We start from the raw sequence: 16,325 nt of genomic DNA, 5'->3' as shown, positions 1-16,325 counted from the left end.
ACCAGTGGCCCGCACGCGGACGATGTCGGGCGAGGCGGCCGCGGTGGCCAGGTAGTCGCGCAGGTATTGCGGCTGATTCCGGTGGCTGAAGTCGCTAAGGGAGGTCAAAACCGCTACGAACGGGGCAGAAGTGGAGAAGTTCACTCACCGGTATGGGCGGCGGCCGTCGTCGCCCGTGCTGGCGAGTCGATGAACTCTGCGGCGGTCGAGCCGTCTTTCCCAATAACGCACTCGTAGGGGGAGGAGGTGGCGAATGCGCCCACGGCCGTCCGGCAGGCATTCGGTGCATCCGCCACGACGAGGGGGCCTACGTCGCAGCGGATGCAGTGTCTGCATGCTCACCGCGCGGCCCGGGACGGTCAGGTCCCGGGCCGCGTCGAGGCGCCAGTCGCCCGGGTTCCGGGCTTCGGGGTGGGCCGGATCGTCACGCCGCTTTCCGGCGGTCGGAGAGAGTCGGCAGGTGACCGGTCGCTCCACCGTCGACGTTGATCCGCTGGCCGGTGATGAACTTCGACTCGTCCGACGCCAGGAACACCACCGCGTTGGACACGTCGCTCGGCTCTCCGACGTACGGCAGCATCTGCGAGTCGCGCAACAGCTGGACCGGGGCGGACTTCGCCCGCCCGTCGTCGACGGCCGGCGGCGGGACCAGTCCCGGGGCGATGGCGTTGCAACGGATGCGCAGATGGCCGTACGACGTGGCGATGGACTGCGTCAGATAGTCGATCGCCGCCTTGCTCGTTCCGTACGAGACGAGCGCGAGGTCCCCGCCGGCGGACTGGATCGACGACGTGTTGATGATCGATCCGCCGCCGCCCTCGGCCATGACGGGAATGGCGTACTTGCTGCCGAGGAAGACGCTGAGCAGGTTGACCTCGAGTGTCCGCATCAGGTGGTCGCGAGTGACGCCCACGACGTCGGTGTCTCGATCGAGCCAGTCGGCGCCGATCAGGCCGGCGTTGTTCCACAGCACATCGAGCCGGCCGTACGTCCGGGTCGCGAGGTTCACCATTTCCCGGATGTCGCTCTCGTCGCTGACGTCGCCGACGTACGGGACCACCTCGAGGCCCTCCTTCGCCAACTCCGCCGCGCGGTCGGCGACGGAGGGCGAGAGGTCCATCATGACCACCCGGGCGCCTTCGGCCGCCATGGCGTGGGCGCCGGTGAATCCGAGGTTGCCCGCCGCGCCGGTGACGATGGCAACCTTGTCCTGCAACCGATTCATGACATGTCTCCAATTCTGGAAGATTGTGCAGGGCCGGCCGGGTCTACTGCGGCAGGCCCTGGTAGTCGGCTTGTCCGGCCAGCATTCCGCCGTCGACCAGGACCTCGGTGCCGGTAACGAACCGGGACTCATCCGAGGCGAAGTACAGCACCGCGTTGGCGATGTCCTCGGGCTCGCCGACTCGGCCGAGTGCGATGCTGTGGGTGTCGAAGACGACGCCCTCGGTCATCGGCGTCCTGGTCTGGCCGGGGTGCACCATGTTCACCCGGATGCCGTCGTGACCCAACTCGAGGGCGGCCGTCTTGGTCAGCCCTCGCAGAGCCCACTTCGAGACCACATAACCGAACATTCGCGGTACGCCTTGAAAGGCGCCCACCGAGCCGATATTGACGATCGATCCACCCCCGGCCCGGCGCATGCCCGCGGTGACGGCCTGGAGCCCGTTGAAGGCCCCGATGAGGTTGACGTCCAGCGTGTGCTGAAGCCGGGCGGTGTCCCATTCGCTGAGCGCCGCCGGGTCAGCGATCCCGGCGTCGTTGATCAGGATGTCGACCGTCCCGAACAGCTTCTCGGCGTCCCGGACGACCTCGGCCCAGTCTGTCACCGAACGGACGTCCAGCCGGCGGGCGACCACGTCCGGACCCAACTGCCTGGCCAACTCCTCCGCGCCCTCGAGGTCGACGTCGGCCGCGATGACCCGGGCGCCCTCGGCGGCGAGCAGACTCACCATGGCCGCGCCCATGCCTTTCGCCCCGCCGGTGACGATTGCTGTCCTGCCCTCTACCCGTCCCATGATCGAGATCCCTTCGTACTGAGAAATGGAGCCGAAGCAACTATGTCTTCAAGGTGATACATCACCTACCTCCTTGGCTACCCCTGAGAACAACTAAGTGACACATCACATAAAGCTGCCTAGGCTTGCCGGGTGACGGACACCGAGCAGTTCGACGAACGTGAGCAACGGGCCTGGTTCGGCTTTCTGACGATGCAGGAGGATCTGCGCCGGCACATCAACCGGCAGCTGCTGGAGGACTCCGGGCTCTCGCTCTCGGACTTCTCCGTCCTCAGCGCCCTGGTGCAGCAGCCCGACGGCGCCCTGCGGGTGTTCGAGCTGGTCAGCCTGCTGCGATGGGAGCGAACGCGGCTCATCCACCAGGTCTCGCGGATGGTGTCACGCGAGCTGCTCGAGCGCCGGCCGGCCGCCGAGGACAGTCGAGGCAGTCGAGTGGCCCTGACCGAGCGGGGCCGGGAAGCCGTTCGCCAAGCCACGCCCCTGCATCTGCGGGATGTCCGCCGGACGTTCTTCGACGCGATCAGCCCTCGGCAGATCGACATGCTGGCCGCTCTGTCGGAGGCAGTGCTCGACAGCATCGCGGATCAGGAGAGAAACAATCAGTGATCTATCACCTAAGCCAGAGCGTGCCGTGTCACCGAGTGCTCGACGAGCGGATCGAAGCCGTCGGACGCGGGCCCGGCCCGACCGACGGCTACTCCCCGGTAGAGGGGCTCAAATTTGCCCTGCCAGGGTGACCCCAACCGGCCCTACCGTGCGAGTTACCGGTCTATGGCCTCTCCGGCCGCCCGCTGAATGCCTTGATCAGGCCGTTACCCGGAGTCACACGCCTACCGCACGGCCATCACCCCAGGAGCACCGTTGTTCAGCCCACCCGACACCACCGCGTCCGACCGCCCGGCCCTGATCGCCGACCGGACTGCTCTGAGCAGCGCCGACCGCACTCTGGTCAGTCTTCTGGTGGTCTCCACCTTTGTCGTGATCCTCAACGAGACCGTCATGTCCCTGGCGTTGCCGCGCCTGATGCAGGATCTGCATGTCTCCGCGTCGACCGGCCAATGGCTCACCACCGGCTTCCTCCTGACCATGGCCGTGGTCATCCCCACAACGGGGTTCGTCATGGAGCGCTACCCCCTTCGCCGGGTCTACGCCGGCGCCATGGCCCTGTTCAGTCTCGGCACCGCGATCGCCGCCACCGCGCCGGGCTTCGAACTCCTGCTGACCGGCCGGATCGTCCAAGCCGCCGGCACAGGTGTGATGATGCCGCTGCTCATGACGACCGCCATGATCATCGTTCCCACCGGAGCCCGGGGTCGGATCATGGGCGTCATCTCCGTGGTCATCTCGGTGGCGCCGGCGATCGGCCCGACCATCTCCGGCCTGGTGCTCGCCCGGCTCAGTTGGCGATGGCTGTTCGGCATCGTCCTGCCGGTCGCGTTGCTGATGCTCGCGCTCGGAGCGTGGAAGATCCGCAACGTGTCCACTCCGCGGCGCGTCCGTCTCGACATCCTCTCTCTCGCGCTGTCCGCAGTCGGGTTCGGGGGCCTCATCTACGGCTTGTCCAGCCTCGGTGAAGCCTCCGGTGAGGCACCCGTAGCCCCGTGGGTGCCCACGGCGGCCGGGGCCCTCGCCCTGGTCCTTTTCGCGTGGCGTCAGCACGCGTTGCAGACCAGCCACGGCCCCCTGCTCGACCTGAGCGCCTTCGCCTACCGCACGTTCACCCTCAATACCTTCGTGATGATCGCCGGCTTCACCGGACTGTTCGGCACGCTCATCCTGCTACCGATCTACCTGCAGAACGTGGTCGGCATCAGCGCCTTCGAAGCCGGCCTGATGCTCCTGCCCGGCGGCGCGGCGGTGAGCGTTCTCTCGCCGCTCGTCGGCCGTCTCTACGACCGGTACGGCCCACGTCCACTGGTCCTGCCCGGCGCGATCGTCCTCAGCGCCGGGATGTGGCTCCTGTCCAGCATCGGCCCGACCACTGCCCTACCGTTGGTGGTCCTTTACTACACGGTCCTGACCAGCGGATTGGGGCTGCTGTTCACGCCGCTGATCACGTCTGCCCTGGGTGTCCTGCCGGCCGGCCTCTATGGCCACGGCAGCGCCATCATGGGCAGCCTCAACCAGCTCGCCGGTGCCGCCGGTTCCGCCCTCTTCATCACCGTGCTGTCCACCACCGGCGCCGCCCGCCTGGCCGCCGGAGCCAGCCCGCTGGCCGCCACCAGCGACGGCATCAGGCAGGCCTTCTTCTGGGGTGCCGTCATCTCCGTATTCGGCATCCTGTTCGCCGCATCGGCGTACCGCAAGGTCCCAGACCCGGCCCGCTGACGCCGCCGGACAGCTTGTCGACGAAGGTCTGCGGCCGGGCCCCTGGGACGGTTTCGGCCGGCCAAGACGAGCGCAGTTCGAACTGCACGGCCTCACTGCGGATACGCACCTATCGCGGTCAACGCCGCCATCGAAGAATTGTTCTCTTGGCAACATTCGCCCATTTCTGGTGGTGGCCATAAGATCGCTGTCCGACCCCCTTCAACCACGTTGCTCTGACCGCGGTGCACCGATCGAGGCCGCGATGGTGACGGTCTCGGATCACATCTCGAGGACACGGTGAACAAAATCAATTTCGACCGACCTACCGCCGGCGAACGGTTCCGGTACTGGTTCGACGGCGTCATGTCCAAGGGCATGATCGCGCTTATCGGCCTCCTTGCTTTCGGCAGTGTCGTGCTCATCGCGGTCATGTCGCTGGTGATCACGGTCTTGGGGTTGTGGCCGGACGAGCAGAAGAGCTTCGACGAGACGTTCTGGTCGAGCCTCATGCACGCGTTGGACAGCGGAACCCTCGGCGGTGACGACGGCGTCGGCCTCCGGGCCGCCCAGCTAGTCGTGACCGTCGCCGGCATCATCGTGGTGGCCAGTCTGATCAGCATCATCTCCAACGCCTTCGACGCCCGGGTCGAGCAGCTGCGCAAGGGTCACTCCCGGGTGCTGGAGCAGGACCACACGCTGATCCTGGGCTGGAACTCGAAGATCTTCGCGATCGTGAACGAGATCTGCTTGGCCAACCAGTCCCGCCGGAGCTCGGCCATCGTTGTCCTCGCCCCCGGTGACAAGATCGAGATGGAGGAGGCGCTGCAGGCCAAAGTGCCCGACCCCGGCCGGACTCGTCTCATCGTGCGCAGCGGCGACCCGCTGGACCTCGGCGACCTGGAGGTCGCCAGCCCTCGCGCCGCTCGCAGCATCGTGATCCTGGCCCCGGACGGCGACGAGGATCCGGACTCGGCCGTGATCAAGGCCGCGCTCGCGCTGACCAACAGCCCGCACCGCAAACAGGGTCGCTACCACATCGTCGGCGAGATCCGGCACTCGGCGAACATGGATGCTGCTCGCCTGGTGGGCCGGGACGAGGCCGACTGGGTGCTCACGGACGAGCTGATCAGCCGCATCACCGTCCAGACGAGCCGGCAGAGCGGCCTGAGCGAGGTCTACACCGAGCTGCTCGACTTCGCCGGGGATGAACTCTACTTCAGCGAGCAGACCGCGCTGACCGGCCGGACCTACCTGGACGCGCAGCAGGCGTTCGCCGACTCGGCCGTCATCGGCGTGCTCTCCGCCGGTGGTGTTGTGCTCAACCCCCCGGCCGCGCGTGTCATGCAGCCGGGCGAGAAGCTGATCCTCATCGCCGAGGACGACAGCAAGATTCGTACGACTCCGTCCGGGCGCCCGGACATGTCCCTGATCAGCGACCTCGTGCACCACGCCGACGCACCGGACCGCGCGCTGGTGCTGGGATGCAACAACAGTCTCGGCTCGATGTTGGCTGAGCTCGACCGGTACGTGGCCGCGGGATCGACGGTCACGGTGGTCTCCCCGGCCGCGATCCCGGACCTCGGCCCGTACAAGAATCTGAGCGTGACCCACGTGCCCGGCGACACCGTGAACCGGTCTGTGCTGGAGAGCCTGCGGGTGCACGAGTTCGACCACATCGTCGTGCTGTCCGACAAGGACGACACCAGCCCGCAGCGGGCCGATGCCAAAACTCTGATCACCCTGCTGCACCTGCGGGAGATGGCGAACGGGCTGGGCGTCGAGCTCAACGTCGTCAGCGAGATGCTCGACGACCGCAACCGCGAACTGGCCGAGGTGACCAAGGCGGACGACTTCATCGTGAGCGACAAGCTGATCAGCCTCATGCTGTCGCAGACCTCGGAGAACGAGCGTACCAACGAGGTGTTCCAGACCCTGTTCTCCAGCACCGGCAGTGAGATCTACCTGCGCCCGGCCGACCTGTACATCAAGCCGGGCGCCATCACCGACTTCCACACGGTTGTCGAGGCGGCCAGCCGGCGGGGCGAGACCGCGATCGGTTACCGCATCACTGCTGACAAGCGGAACAAGGAACGCTCGTACGGCATCACCCTCAACCCGACCAAGCGCGATCAGCTGACGCTCGTACCGGGTGACAAAGTCATCGTCCTGGCCGAGAGCTGATTCACGGAATCGCCCGCGCGCTGATTTCCGATCGTGGAAGTGGCGCCGAACTGGCCAAGGATGTGCTGGCCGCCTACATCGACCGGGGCGGGAACAGCCTGGACACCGCCAACCTCTACACCAACGGTCACGCGGAGAAAATTGTCGGGGACTACCTCGAGAGTCGTCCTGGGCTTCGTGACCGGCTGGTCATCGGCACGAAGTTCTTCGGCAACCTGCACCTCGGTGACCTGAACGGGGGTGGCGCCGGTCGAGCCTCAGCTGAGCTTCCCCGCCTGGGTGAACAGGCTCGCGGCGGCAATGGAGTTCGGCGGGTCGACGGTCGACGGCCGGGCCCACGACGTCTTCCCGCCCCTGGCCGGGAATCCCACCCGGTACTGAACCTCGAGCCAAGGTAGGACGGCAGCGCCTCCCGGCTCACGGCTGGGGGCGTCCCGAGGCCTATGGACTGGCCGACCGCAAGGGTTCGGTCCGCCCCCGCCCGCGGCAGGCAAAGGTGGTAGCCACGCCGGAAATGGGGAGACGATGTGACGATGAACGATCGTCAAGCGATCCGGGAGTTCCTGAGGACCCGCCGGGCTCGTATTGCTCCCGAAAGCGCCGGGTTTCCCACCGGTGGTGATCGGCGTCGGGTTCCGGGATTGCGGCGGGAGGAGGTCGCCGAGCGTGCGGGCGTGAGCGTGGATTACTACACCAAGCTCGAGCGAGGCACCCTCGACGGGGCCTCGGATGCGGTACTCGGCTCCATCGCGCGCGTGCTGCGACTCGACGACGCCGAGGGCGAGTACTTGTTCAACCTGTTCGGCAAGGCGGGTCGTCAACAACAGTCGGCGGTGCCGGATAGTGTGACTCCGGTGGTCCGCCATCTTCTCGATGCGGCAGCGAGCGTTCCGGCGATCGTGGTGAACCGGCGGATGGACATCATCGCGGGCAACGAACTGGGCTGGGCGTTCGTGTATCCCCTGGAGCCGACACTGATCGGGCCGGCCAACGTGTCGCGTTTCGTGTTCTGTGACGGGCGTGCACGTTCTTTCTATGGTGATTGGGCTGAGGTCGCGGACGACAATGCCGCCCATCTGCGGCGGGAGTCGGCTCGTTATCCGCAGGATGCGAGTCTTGCCGCGCTCATCGACGAACTGATGGACGGTAATGAAGAGTTCCGTCGCCGGTGGCGGGAGCACAACGTGCGTCGTAACTACTCCGGTGCGAAGTCGTTCACCCATCCCGTCGCGGGCCTCCTGGAACTCGGCTATGTCAACGTCGAGCTGGGGGATCCGGGTCTGTTCCTGACCACCTTCGTTCCGGAGCCGGGCTCGCGGTCGGAACACGGTCTGCGGCTGCTGGCTTCATGGTGGGCCACCGAGCACACCGAAGCCGCGGACACGGACTTGACACAACAGGCGACCAATCCCCGGTAGGGGGCTGAGCGCGAGTAGCGTTCCGCGGTCGTGTCGGGACGAGGGTCCGCACGTCAATGGCGACAGCCGGAGCAACGGACCGGGCTCGGCTCGCCGGGCGGTGCACCGGGGCCGGACGGCGCAACGCTTTCGCGCCCGACGTCAGACGTGCCGCCGAGTGCTGGGTTCAGTGCGGGAAGGGTGATACGGAACATGCGATGGAGGGTTTTCGAGTCCGGCTTTCGCCGTGCTCCAATGGCGGACGGCGAGCAACGGATTCCGGTGTCGAGGCGCCCGGGTGACGGCTCCGAGTTCTGGATCACTCGTATCGCATTCCATGGTCAAGGCGGTGAATACGGCAGTGCGCGGCCAACACGTGATCATCACCGGCGGCTCCAGTGGCATCGGCCTGGCCACCGCGTCGTTGCTTCACCGCGAGGGCGCCACGGTGTCGCTCATGGCCCGCGACGCGGAGCGGCTGCGACGTTCCATTCTGGAAGCGGGTCTCGTCGCGTCGGCTTTCGCGGTGGACGTGACCGACCGGGCCGCTCTGCGGCAGGCGTTCCATCAGGCTCAGGAGCGGCACGGCGCCTGTGACGTCCTGGTCACCTGCGCCGGATATGCCGAGCCCGGCTACGTCCAGGACATCGCCGAGGACGTCTTCGTCTACACCATGGACGTCGATTACTTCGGCACCGTGTGGGCCGTCCGTGCGGTGCTGCCCGAGATGGTCGAGCGGGGCCGGGGCGTCATCGTCGGTGTCTGCTCGGTCGCCGGTTTCCTGGGGGTGTACGGCTACACCGCCTACGCGCCGGCGAAATTCGCCGTCCGGGGCTTCATCGACGCGCTGCGCATGGAGATGAAGGACAAGGGCGTCCACGTCGCCTGTGTCTATCCCGCCGATGTGCGCACCCCGCAACTCGACCACGAGAACCGCACCAAGCCGGCGGAGACGGCGGCGCTGAGCGGCACGATCGAGCCGATCGAACCGGAGCGAGTCGCACGCGCGATACTGCGGGGCATCAACCGGCGTTCCGACGAGATCTTCAGCGACCGGGCGTCTCCCTTCCTGGCCCGTTTCAGCCAGGTCGTTCCCGGCTTCTACCGCCGACTGTGTCACTACCGGCTCGCCCGATATCGCAGACGGGGGTCAGCGACTCCTCGGCGGGAGCGGTGCCAATGACCACGACCGGATCGCACGACAAGGCTGACGAGATGGCCAGTATCCCCACCGAATCGACCACCTCTCACGGCGGCGCCGACCCGTTCGCCAAGAACGGGTTGCACGACATCGAGGCGGTGCTGAAGGCCCGGGGCGTCGATGCCTTCTACCGGGCCGTTCAGGGCTGGACCGAGGACGGGTACGCATTGCTCGACGGCCGGGAAGTGGTCATGGCCGGCTCGAACGACTACCTGGGACTGTCCCGGCATCCGCGGGTGCTCGCGGCCGCTGTGGAGGCGATCGGCCGGTACGGGACTTCGGTGAGCGGCTCCCGCGCGCTGAACGGCACGATCGAACTGCACGAAGCCCTCGAGGCTCGGCTGGCCCGGTTCCTCGGTCAGGAAGCCGCGGCCGTCGCCACCACCGGTTTCCAGGCCGGTCTGGCGCTGTCCGCGGCCCTGGGCCGGGACGACGTGGCCTTCGGCGACATCCGTAACCATGCGTCGCTGGTCGACGGCATGCGCATGGGACTCGGCACCGTACGGTCGTACCGGCACTGCGATCCTGATCATCTGCGGCAACGACTGCGGGCCAGCGCCGGGCCGGGGGGCCGGCTCGTCGTCACCGACGGCGTGTTCTCCATGGAGGGTGACGCGGCGCCGCTCCGCGCTCTCCGTGAGGTGGCCGACGAGTTCGGTGCCAGGCTGATCGTCGACAGTGCTCACGACTTCGGTGTCCTCGGACGAAGTGGAGCCGGGCTGACCGAGTCCGCGGGGCTGACGGACCGGGTCGACCTGATCATCGTCACCATGTCGAAGGCTCTCGGTTCGACGGGCGGTGTGATTGCCGGGCCGGCCGCGAACGTCCGCCAGCTGCGGTACAACGCGCGCTCGCTGCTTTTCTCGGCGGCGCTGCCGCCGGCGTCGGCCGCCGCGGCGCTGGCCGCCCTCGACGTGCTGGAGGCCGAGCCCGAGCGGCGTGACCGACTGCACCGTCTGAGCCGGTTGCTGCACGACGGGCTTCGGGCCATCGGCTTCGACACCCGCCCGTCCACCACGCCGATCGTGCCGGTGACCTTCCCGGACGTTCCGACGGCGGGCGCGTTCTGGGCGGGCCTGTGCGAGGCCGGTGTGATCACCAACCTCTCCGGTCCGCCCGCGGCCAAGCGGGCCATGCTGCGCGTCACGGTGACCGCGGCCCTCGACACCCCGCATGTCGAGCGTGTACTGCGGGCATTCAGCGTGGTGGCCGAACGGCTGGGCACGCCGCGTGCCGACGAACCCCTGCCGCCGGTCGAGCTCACCCGATGACCACCCGAGCGACAAGTTCGTTGCGACACCGGCGAAATGCGACACCGGCTTGCGGTCCCACGCTTCCGGGGCCTCGACGGCTCTCCCGGCGCGGTGTCAGCGGAACAACGGCTCGTCCCGCCGGCGGAAGCCGATCCGGTACAGAGTCGCGGCCCGGCGTCGGAACGTGGCCTCGCACGCCTTGAGATAGACGCGGTAACGGCGGTACTCGTCCGGACCGACAAGCTCCTCCGCCTGGGCCCGGGCGGCCGTCAGACGTGCGGACCAGACCGTCAGGGTCTTGGCGTAGTCGTCGGGATGGCTGGTCACCTGCTCGACGGAGAAGTACGCATCACAGGCCGCCGCGATCTCGACCAGCCTCGGCAGAGTGCTGCCGGGAAAGATGTCGCCGGTGACGAAGGCTCCTACCGGCCCGGCCGTCCCCGCCACTCCGTCGTACGCGATGGTCTGCAGCGACATTGAGGCGCCCGGACGTAGGAGCTGGTGGCAGCGCTGGAAGTAGGACTCGTAGGCCCCGGCGCGCTGCTCGGGCGCGGTGTCGGCGGTCACGAAGTGCTCGAACGCCCCGATCGACACGATCGCATCGTAGGGCTGTTCCGGGCGATGCGTTTCCCAACTTTCCACCAGGACTCTTCCGCCCGGCCGGGGAGTGGCGCCGAAGTAGCTGTGCTGCGCCCGCGACAGTGTCAGGCCGGTCGCCGCAGTGACCCGCCCGGTGTCCAACGCGTACCGGACCATCCCACCCCAGCCGCAACCGATGTCCAACAGGCGGAAGCCGTCCGGGTGTGAGCCGTCGACCCCGGGTGCGCCGGCCAGGTCGAGGTGGCGGTGGTATTTCGCCTGCTGGGCGTCGGCCAGACCGGCCGGGTCAGCCTCCGTCCCGCCCCAGAGCGCGGCTGAGTAGGTCATGGATTCGTCGAGCCAGAGCGCGTAATAACTGTTGCTCAGGTCGTAGTGCGACTCGATCTGGGATTGACTGGTGGAGTGTGACATGACCATCCTTCGTCGGGCTTCTCGGCGCCGGAGAAGCGACCCGTTCAGGTGGACGTACTGGATCGGCTGAGGTTCACGCTTCGCTCGCCTCGCACGGCTGAGCACACCTCGCGGGGTGAACCGGCGAACCGGCGGGCCGGTCAGCCGTCTGCTGGGGTATGCGGACGCCTCTTGCGGTGATAGCGGTACGGCTCCTGAGAACGGCCGGCTTCGTCTACTGGCACCTGGTGGTTCGGCAGCGTCACCTCCCTCGCCCGCGGACCAGCCGAGTCGATACCCCGGGTGTGCAGCCATGACGCCGGCGAACACCCGGATCCCGTCCGGAGCCGGCTTCCTCGAGACGCCGGTCCCGGTGTGCGGTGTGAACCCGCGAACACGTGGCGCGTCGTAAGGCGTGCAAGTGCACGTCACGTGCGTCCACAACTTCAAGGAGACCTCATGTCGACCTGGTTCGTCACCGGCACGTCCCGCGGCATCGGCCTCGAACTCGTCCGCCGGCTGCTCGAGCGCGGCGACAACGTCGCCGCGACCACCCGGTCGATTCCACGTCTGACCGACGCCCTGGGGTCCGGGTCCGGCGACCGGCTGCTTCCGCTGGCGCTCGACCTCACCGACGAGGCGGCGGTAGCGGCCGCGGTCAGCCAGGCCGAGGACCGGTTCGGTGGGATCGACGTGGTGGTCAACAACGCCGGCTACGGCTTCCTGGGTGCGGTCGAGGAGACCTCGGCGACCGAGGTCCGACGAATGTTCGAGGTGCAGGTCTTCGGAGCCTGGAATGTGCTGCGCGCGGTCCTGCCGGGCATGCGCGTTGCTCGTCGCGGTCACATCATCAATGTCTCGTCCGTGCTGGGGCTCACCGCCTTCCCCGGCTGGGCCCTCTACTGCTCGGCCAAGTACGCCTTGGAAGGGATCTCGGACGCGCTGGCCGGTGAGGTCGCCGGGTTCGGCATCAAGGTCAACGTCATCGAGCCCGGTTACACGCGCACCGACTTCCTGCGGCCGCCGGCGCTGGGCCTGCCCGAGGGGCACGTCGCGGGGTACGAGGACATCCGGGCAATGACCGAAGCTCACCTCGCGATGCCCGGAACTCAGCTCGGCGACCCGGCCAAGGTGGCCGCGGCCATCATCGAGGTCGCGGCATCCGGCCGGGCACCGCTGCACCAGCTGCTCGGCTCCGACTCGTACGCCATCGCCCAGGACCGGATCAAGGCCCTGGCCGAGGACTTCGAGGCGAGCCGCGACCTGGCGGCGACCACCGACATCACATCAGCCTGACGACACCCGGATGCGCCCCGTGCCAACGCGGACAAAGGAGTGAGAAACAAGATGAGCTCAGCAGCCGAGCACCTGGTGGCCACCCTCACAGCGTCGGGTGTACGCCGTATCTACGGCCTGCCCGGTGACTCGCTCAACGGGCTCACCGATGCCATCCGTCGTGAGAAGGACCTGACCTGGCAGCACGTTCGGCATGAGGAGGCCGCGGCATTCGCGGCGGCCGCCGACGCCGCTGTCACCGGGGACCTCGCCGTCTGCGCGGCCAGTTGCGGCCCCGGCAACCTGCACCTGATCAACGGTCTGTTCGACGCTCAGCGCAGCGGAGTCCCGGTGCTCGCCATCGCGGCTCAGATTCCGCTGGCCGAGATCGGCACCGGCTACTTCCAGGAGACCCACCCGCAGGACCTGTTCCGTGAATGCAGCGTGTATGCCGAGCTGGTGAGCAACGCCGAGCAACTGCCGCGCATGCTGCGGATCGCGATGCGCACGGCGATCGAACGGCGTGGCGTCGCCGTACTGGTCGTTCCGGGTGAAGTGTTTCAGGATGGGGTGCCGCCGGGCACGCAGGTGCGAGCGGTCCGGGCGACCACCTCGGTCGTGGTTCCCGGCGAGGAGGACCTGACCGCCGCGGCGGACGTGCTCAACGCGGCGAGGCGGGTCACCATCCTGGCCGGCGCGGGCTGCGCGGATGCGCGTGCCGAACTGCTGGCCACGGCGGAACGACTGCAGGCGCCGGTGGTGCACGCGTTGCGGGGCAAGGAGTACGTCGAGTACCGCAACCCGTACGACGTCGGCCTGACCGGACTGCTCGGTTTCCCTTCGGGGTACCGCGCGATGGAGCACTGCGACACCCTGCTGATGCTGGGTACCGACTTCCCGTACCGACAGTTCTATCCGGACCAGGCGAAGGTGGTGCAGGTCGACCTGAGGGCCGAGCGGATCGGGCGGCGGGTGCCGGTCGACGTGCCTCTGGCTGGTGGGGTCAAGGAGACGCTGGCCGCGCTGCTCCCGCGGCTGACCGGTCACGACAGCAAGCATCTTCGCCTGATGACCGCGCACTACCAGCGCACCCGGTCCCGGTTCGACTCGTTGGCCGCCGCCGGTCACGGACCAGGCCCGGTGCACCCGCAGTCCGTCGTGGCCGCCGTCGATCGACTCGCCGCCGACGACGCTGTCTTCACCCCGGATGTCGGCACCCCGACCCTGTGGGCGGCGCGCTATCTGACCATGAACGGGCGACGGCGGCTGATCGGCTCGTTCACCCACGGGTCGATGGCCAATGCCCTGCCTCAGGCGATCGGTGCGCAGGCGGCGCATCCGACGCGGCAGGTGGTGTCCCTGTCCGGCGATGGCGGCCTAGCCATGCTCCTCGGCGAGTTGCTCACACTCCGTCAGCAGCACCTACCGGTGAAGATCGTCGTGCTGAACAACGCCGCACTCGGTTTCGTCGAACTCGAGATGAAGGCGGCCGGGGTGCTCAACTTCGGCACCGGCCTCACCAACCCGAACTTCGCGGACGTCGCCAACGCGGTCGGACTGTACGGGCGGCGGGTTGAGCACCCGGGCGAGCTGGAGAACGCACTGAAGGACGCCTTCGCGCACCCCGGCCCGGCGCTGGTCGACGTCGTGACCGAACGGGAGGAGATCGCCCTTCCGCCGAAGGTCAGTTTCGAGCAGGCGAAGGGCTTCGCGCTCTGGGCCACCCGTTCGATCCTCAACGGCTCGGGCCACGACGTGCTGCAGGTCGCCTCGGCCAATCTGCGCCAGCTCAAGCTCGAGTAGCGCATTTCCCCTGTCGCTCGGGCCGGTTCACAGTAAGCCGGCCACGGTAGGCCCGTCATACACATCGAAGGCGGATCGAACTGCTGCCTGCGGGAGGCGTCGGACAGCAAAAGATACACGCCTGTCAATGGATGTCTGGCATGCGCAAAGTGGTCGCTGGGCTACTCGGCGCCGCACTGGTCACCAGCGTGGGCGTATCTCCGCCGTCGGTCGCCGTGGCGGCACCGTCCGAGACAACCTCGACCAGAACGTCGCATTCGACAAGACCATCGGTATCTTCTTCGACTGGGTCGCCGAGCACGACGACGCCTAGCATCTGGGTACGACCGGCAAGGCCGTCCGTGACCGGTATTACGCCGAGTGCGCACGCTGAAGGCCACCCCGGCCGACGGCAAGATCGGTCCGGCCGAACTCGGTGACATTGTCCTGTCGGCCGTCTACCACGTGGTCTACTGGCCTGACGTGGCCGCGGCGTTATCGGCCTGGGTCTACGGCTGGGACGCCGGTGGCCTGCTTGAGATGTACGCCCCGCCCGGAACGGCTGACGCCGACAACGGCTACGTGGTCTACCTGGCGGTTTCGTGCACCGACACCTCATGGCCGCGCGACCGGCGGAGGTGGCAGCAGGAGGCTTGGCGTATTCACGCCCGGCACCCGTTCGCAGCCTGGGGCAACACCTGGTTCAACGCGCCCGGTCGCGACTGGGGCGCCCGTCCGGGCACCCCGGTCCAGGTCGACGGGACCAAGACGCCGCCGATCCTGCTGATCAACGAGACCTGTGATGCGGCCACGCCGTTCGCGGGCGCGCTGGAAGTGCGCAAGCGGTTCCCGCGCTCGGTGCTGGTCGAAGGAGTCGGCGGCACCACCCATGCCGGCTCGTGTGGAGGGATGACCTGCGTCGACGACACCATCGCCGACCATCTGCGTGACGGCGCTCTGCCTCAGCGGGTCGGTGGCAACCGATCCGACCGGCAGTGCGAGCCGGTGCCGGTACCTGAGGTCGCCGCTGAACGGACCACGGGTGCAGCGGGGATCACCCGGGCCGATCTGCAGCATCTGATCGGCCGCTGAGTCCTGGACTCTGGCGCAACACAACGCGCTTGTGAGTCCCCGGAAACGGTGATGACAGTCACTTCTCGGCCCGGTAATGAGCGGTGGAGAAACACCCACGTCTATCCAAACAGGACGATGTGCGGAGTCCATCCTGGCTTCGACAGGAGAAGTGATGTGACCGTCGCCGACGAGCGATTGACTTTCCACGCATACGAGCCGTACCTCTCTCGAGTGACCGAGCTATCAGTCTTCCGGGAGCTTTACGGAGGCAACCGAATCATCCTCGGCATCAGGAATGCCTTCGATGGGTCCGACGTTCGGCCCGAATTGTTCGTGGTGATGTGGTGTGAGGACACGGGCGGACGCGCGCGGAAGTTTGCCGGAGTCACGGTCCGACCGGATCTTGAGAGGGTTTCTGATCAAGAATCCACCGCGGTGTTCTTGCTTCGCAAGGGATGGTCCAAGAAGCTTGGCGATCGCGCCTTGATTCCGGCCGGCTCCAGATCGATCAGGCGGCACAGCCCTCAGCTGGTGCGGCACCGACCGGCTGTGGCCGATGACGAAGTCTTTCCGGGGCAGGCGGTTCCCTTCCATGCCGTGGGGCCGGGGTTGCCGGGCCACACCATGAGTACGGATGTCTACCACGAGTTCTGGAATGCGTTGGGCGACCAAGAGGAACTGATCTACGCGGTCGTGGAGATCGAGGAGAGTGCGCAATGATGCCGGTGGACCGCAATCCCGCAGATGATGTGGCTGTCGAGGACCTGGGCAACGTGCATCTCATCGGCATCGGCGGGGTGGGCATGGCCGGGCTGGCCCGCCTGCTGCTGACCCGCGGCGTGCC

At 67.4% G+C, this 16,325-nt stretch carries 14 protein-coding genes and 1 pseudogene; 12 read left to right on the top strand and 3 right to left on the bottom strand.

The window, feature by feature from the left end; translation table 11 throughout:
• Window positions 1–424: 424 nt before the first annotated feature.
• Both M1L60_RS46270 and M1L60_RS46265 read right to left on the bottom strand, forming a co-directional pair.
• A complete protein-coding gene (locus M1L60_RS46270) occupies window positions 425–1,225 on the bottom strand; it encodes an SDR family NAD(P)-dependent oxidoreductase (protein ID WP_253244002.1) in 801 nt (266 codons plus the stop codon).
• A gap of 43 nt (window positions 1,226–1,268) precedes the next feature.
• Window positions 1,269–2,018 carry an SDR family NAD(P)-dependent oxidoreductase gene (locus M1L60_RS46265; protein ID WP_253244001.1) on the bottom strand — a complete coding sequence of 250 codons (750 nt, stop codon included), beginning with the start codon at window positions 2,016–2,018 and terminating at the stop codon, window positions 1,269–1,271.
• A 132-nt stretch (window positions 2,019–2,150) separates the two neighbouring features.
• Here M1L60_RS46265 and M1L60_RS46260 point away from each other — a divergent pair, with 132 nt between their 5' ends.
• From M1L60_RS46260 to M1L60_RS46230, 7 genes and pseudogenes are all read left to right on the top strand, one after another.
• Window positions 2,151–2,624 (top strand): MarR family winged helix-turn-helix transcriptional regulator, encoded by a 474-nt coding sequence (locus M1L60_RS46260; protein ID WP_253244000.1) that lies wholly within the window; start codon window positions 2,151–2,153, stop codon window positions 2,622–2,624.
• A 255-nt stretch (window positions 2,625–2,879) separates the two neighbouring features.
• Window positions 2,880–4,346: an MDR family MFS transporter gene (locus tag M1L60_RS46255; protein WP_253243999.1), complete on the top strand. Its 1,467-nt coding sequence runs from the start codon at window positions 2,880–2,882 to the stop codon at window positions 4,344–4,346.
• A 279-nt stretch (window positions 4,347–4,625) separates the two neighbouring features.
• Window positions 4,626–6,509, top strand: coding sequence for a CASTOR/POLLUX-related putative ion channel (locus M1L60_RS48195; RefSeq protein ID WP_253243998.1), 1,884 nt, complete (start codon window positions 4,626–4,628; stop codon window positions 6,507–6,509).
• Window positions 6,506–6,706 (top strand): annotated as a pseudogene (locus M1L60_RS48190) (aldo/keto reductase); the annotation flags it as partial. The gene M1L60_RS48195 and the pseudogene M1L60_RS48190, both read left to right, overlap by 4 nt.
• A gap of 336 nt (window positions 6,707–7,042) precedes the next feature.
• Window positions 7,043–7,927, top strand: coding sequence for a helix-turn-helix domain-containing protein (locus M1L60_RS46240; protein ID WP_253244003.1), 885 nt, complete (start codon window positions 7,043–7,045; stop codon window positions 7,925–7,927).
• Between the two features lie 328 nt (window positions 7,928–8,255).
• On the top strand, window positions 8,256–9,089 hold the full coding sequence (locus M1L60_RS46235) for an SDR family oxidoreductase (RefSeq protein ID WP_253243997.1): 834 nt from the start codon (window positions 8,256–8,258) through the stop codon (window positions 9,087–9,089).
• Window positions 9,086–10,378 (top strand): aminotransferase class I/II-fold pyridoxal phosphate-dependent enzyme, encoded by a 1,293-nt coding sequence (locus M1L60_RS46230; protein WP_253243996.1) that lies wholly within the window; start codon window positions 9,086–9,088, stop codon window positions 10,376–10,378. The genes M1L60_RS46235 and M1L60_RS46230 overlap by 4 nt, the downstream gene beginning before the upstream one ends.
• 96 nt (window positions 10,379–10,474) lie before the next feature.
• Here M1L60_RS46230 and M1L60_RS46225 read toward each other — a convergent pair whose 3' ends face one another.
• Window positions 10,475–11,371 (bottom strand): SAM-dependent methyltransferase, encoded by an 897-nt coding sequence (locus M1L60_RS46225; protein ID WP_253243995.1) that lies wholly within the window; start codon window positions 11,369–11,371, stop codon window positions 10,475–10,477.
• Window positions 11,372–11,809: 438 nt separating this feature from the next.
• Here M1L60_RS46225 and M1L60_RS46220 point away from each other — a divergent pair, with 438 nt between their 5' ends.
• The 5 genes from M1L60_RS46220 to M1L60_RS46200 all read left to right on the top strand — a co-directional run bounded on the left by M1L60_RS46220 (window position 11,810) and on the right by M1L60_RS46200 (window position 16,201).
• Window positions 11,810–12,646: an SDR family NAD(P)-dependent oxidoreductase gene (locus M1L60_RS46220; protein WP_253243994.1), complete on the top strand. Its 837-nt coding sequence runs from the start codon at window positions 11,810–11,812 to the stop codon at window positions 12,644–12,646.
• A gap of 51 nt (window positions 12,647–12,697) precedes the next feature.
• Window positions 12,698–14,428, top strand: coding sequence for a ubiquinone-dependent pyruvate dehydrogenase (gene poxB, locus M1L60_RS46215; protein WP_253243993.1), 1,731 nt, complete (start codon window positions 12,698–12,700; stop codon window positions 14,426–14,428).
• A 127-nt stretch (window positions 14,429–14,555) separates the two neighbouring features.
• Complete coding sequence (locus M1L60_RS46210) at window positions 14,556–14,741, top strand: hypothetical protein (RefSeq protein ID WP_253243992.1); 186 nt, start codon at window positions 14,556–14,558, stop codon at window positions 14,739–14,741.
• Between the two features lie 47 nt (window positions 14,742–14,788).
• Entirely contained in the window at window positions 14,789–15,499 is a 711-nt protein-coding gene (locus M1L60_RS46205) for an alpha/beta hydrolase (RefSeq protein WP_253243991.1), read from the top strand.
• Window positions 15,500–15,655: 156 nt separating this feature from the next.
• Entirely contained in the window at window positions 15,656–16,201 is a 546-nt protein-coding gene (locus M1L60_RS46200) for a hypothetical protein (protein ID WP_253243990.1), read from the top strand.
• Window positions 16,202–16,325: the final 124 nt, after the last annotated feature.

Source organism: Paractinoplanes aksuensis (assembly GCF_024137025.1).
GTDB lineage: Bacteria > Actinomycetota > Actinomycetes > Mycobacteriales > Micromonosporaceae > Actinoplanes > Actinoplanes aksuensis.
The sequence above is the reverse complement of the archived record's forward strand: the minus strand, read 5'-3'. Positions and strand labels throughout refer to the sequence as shown.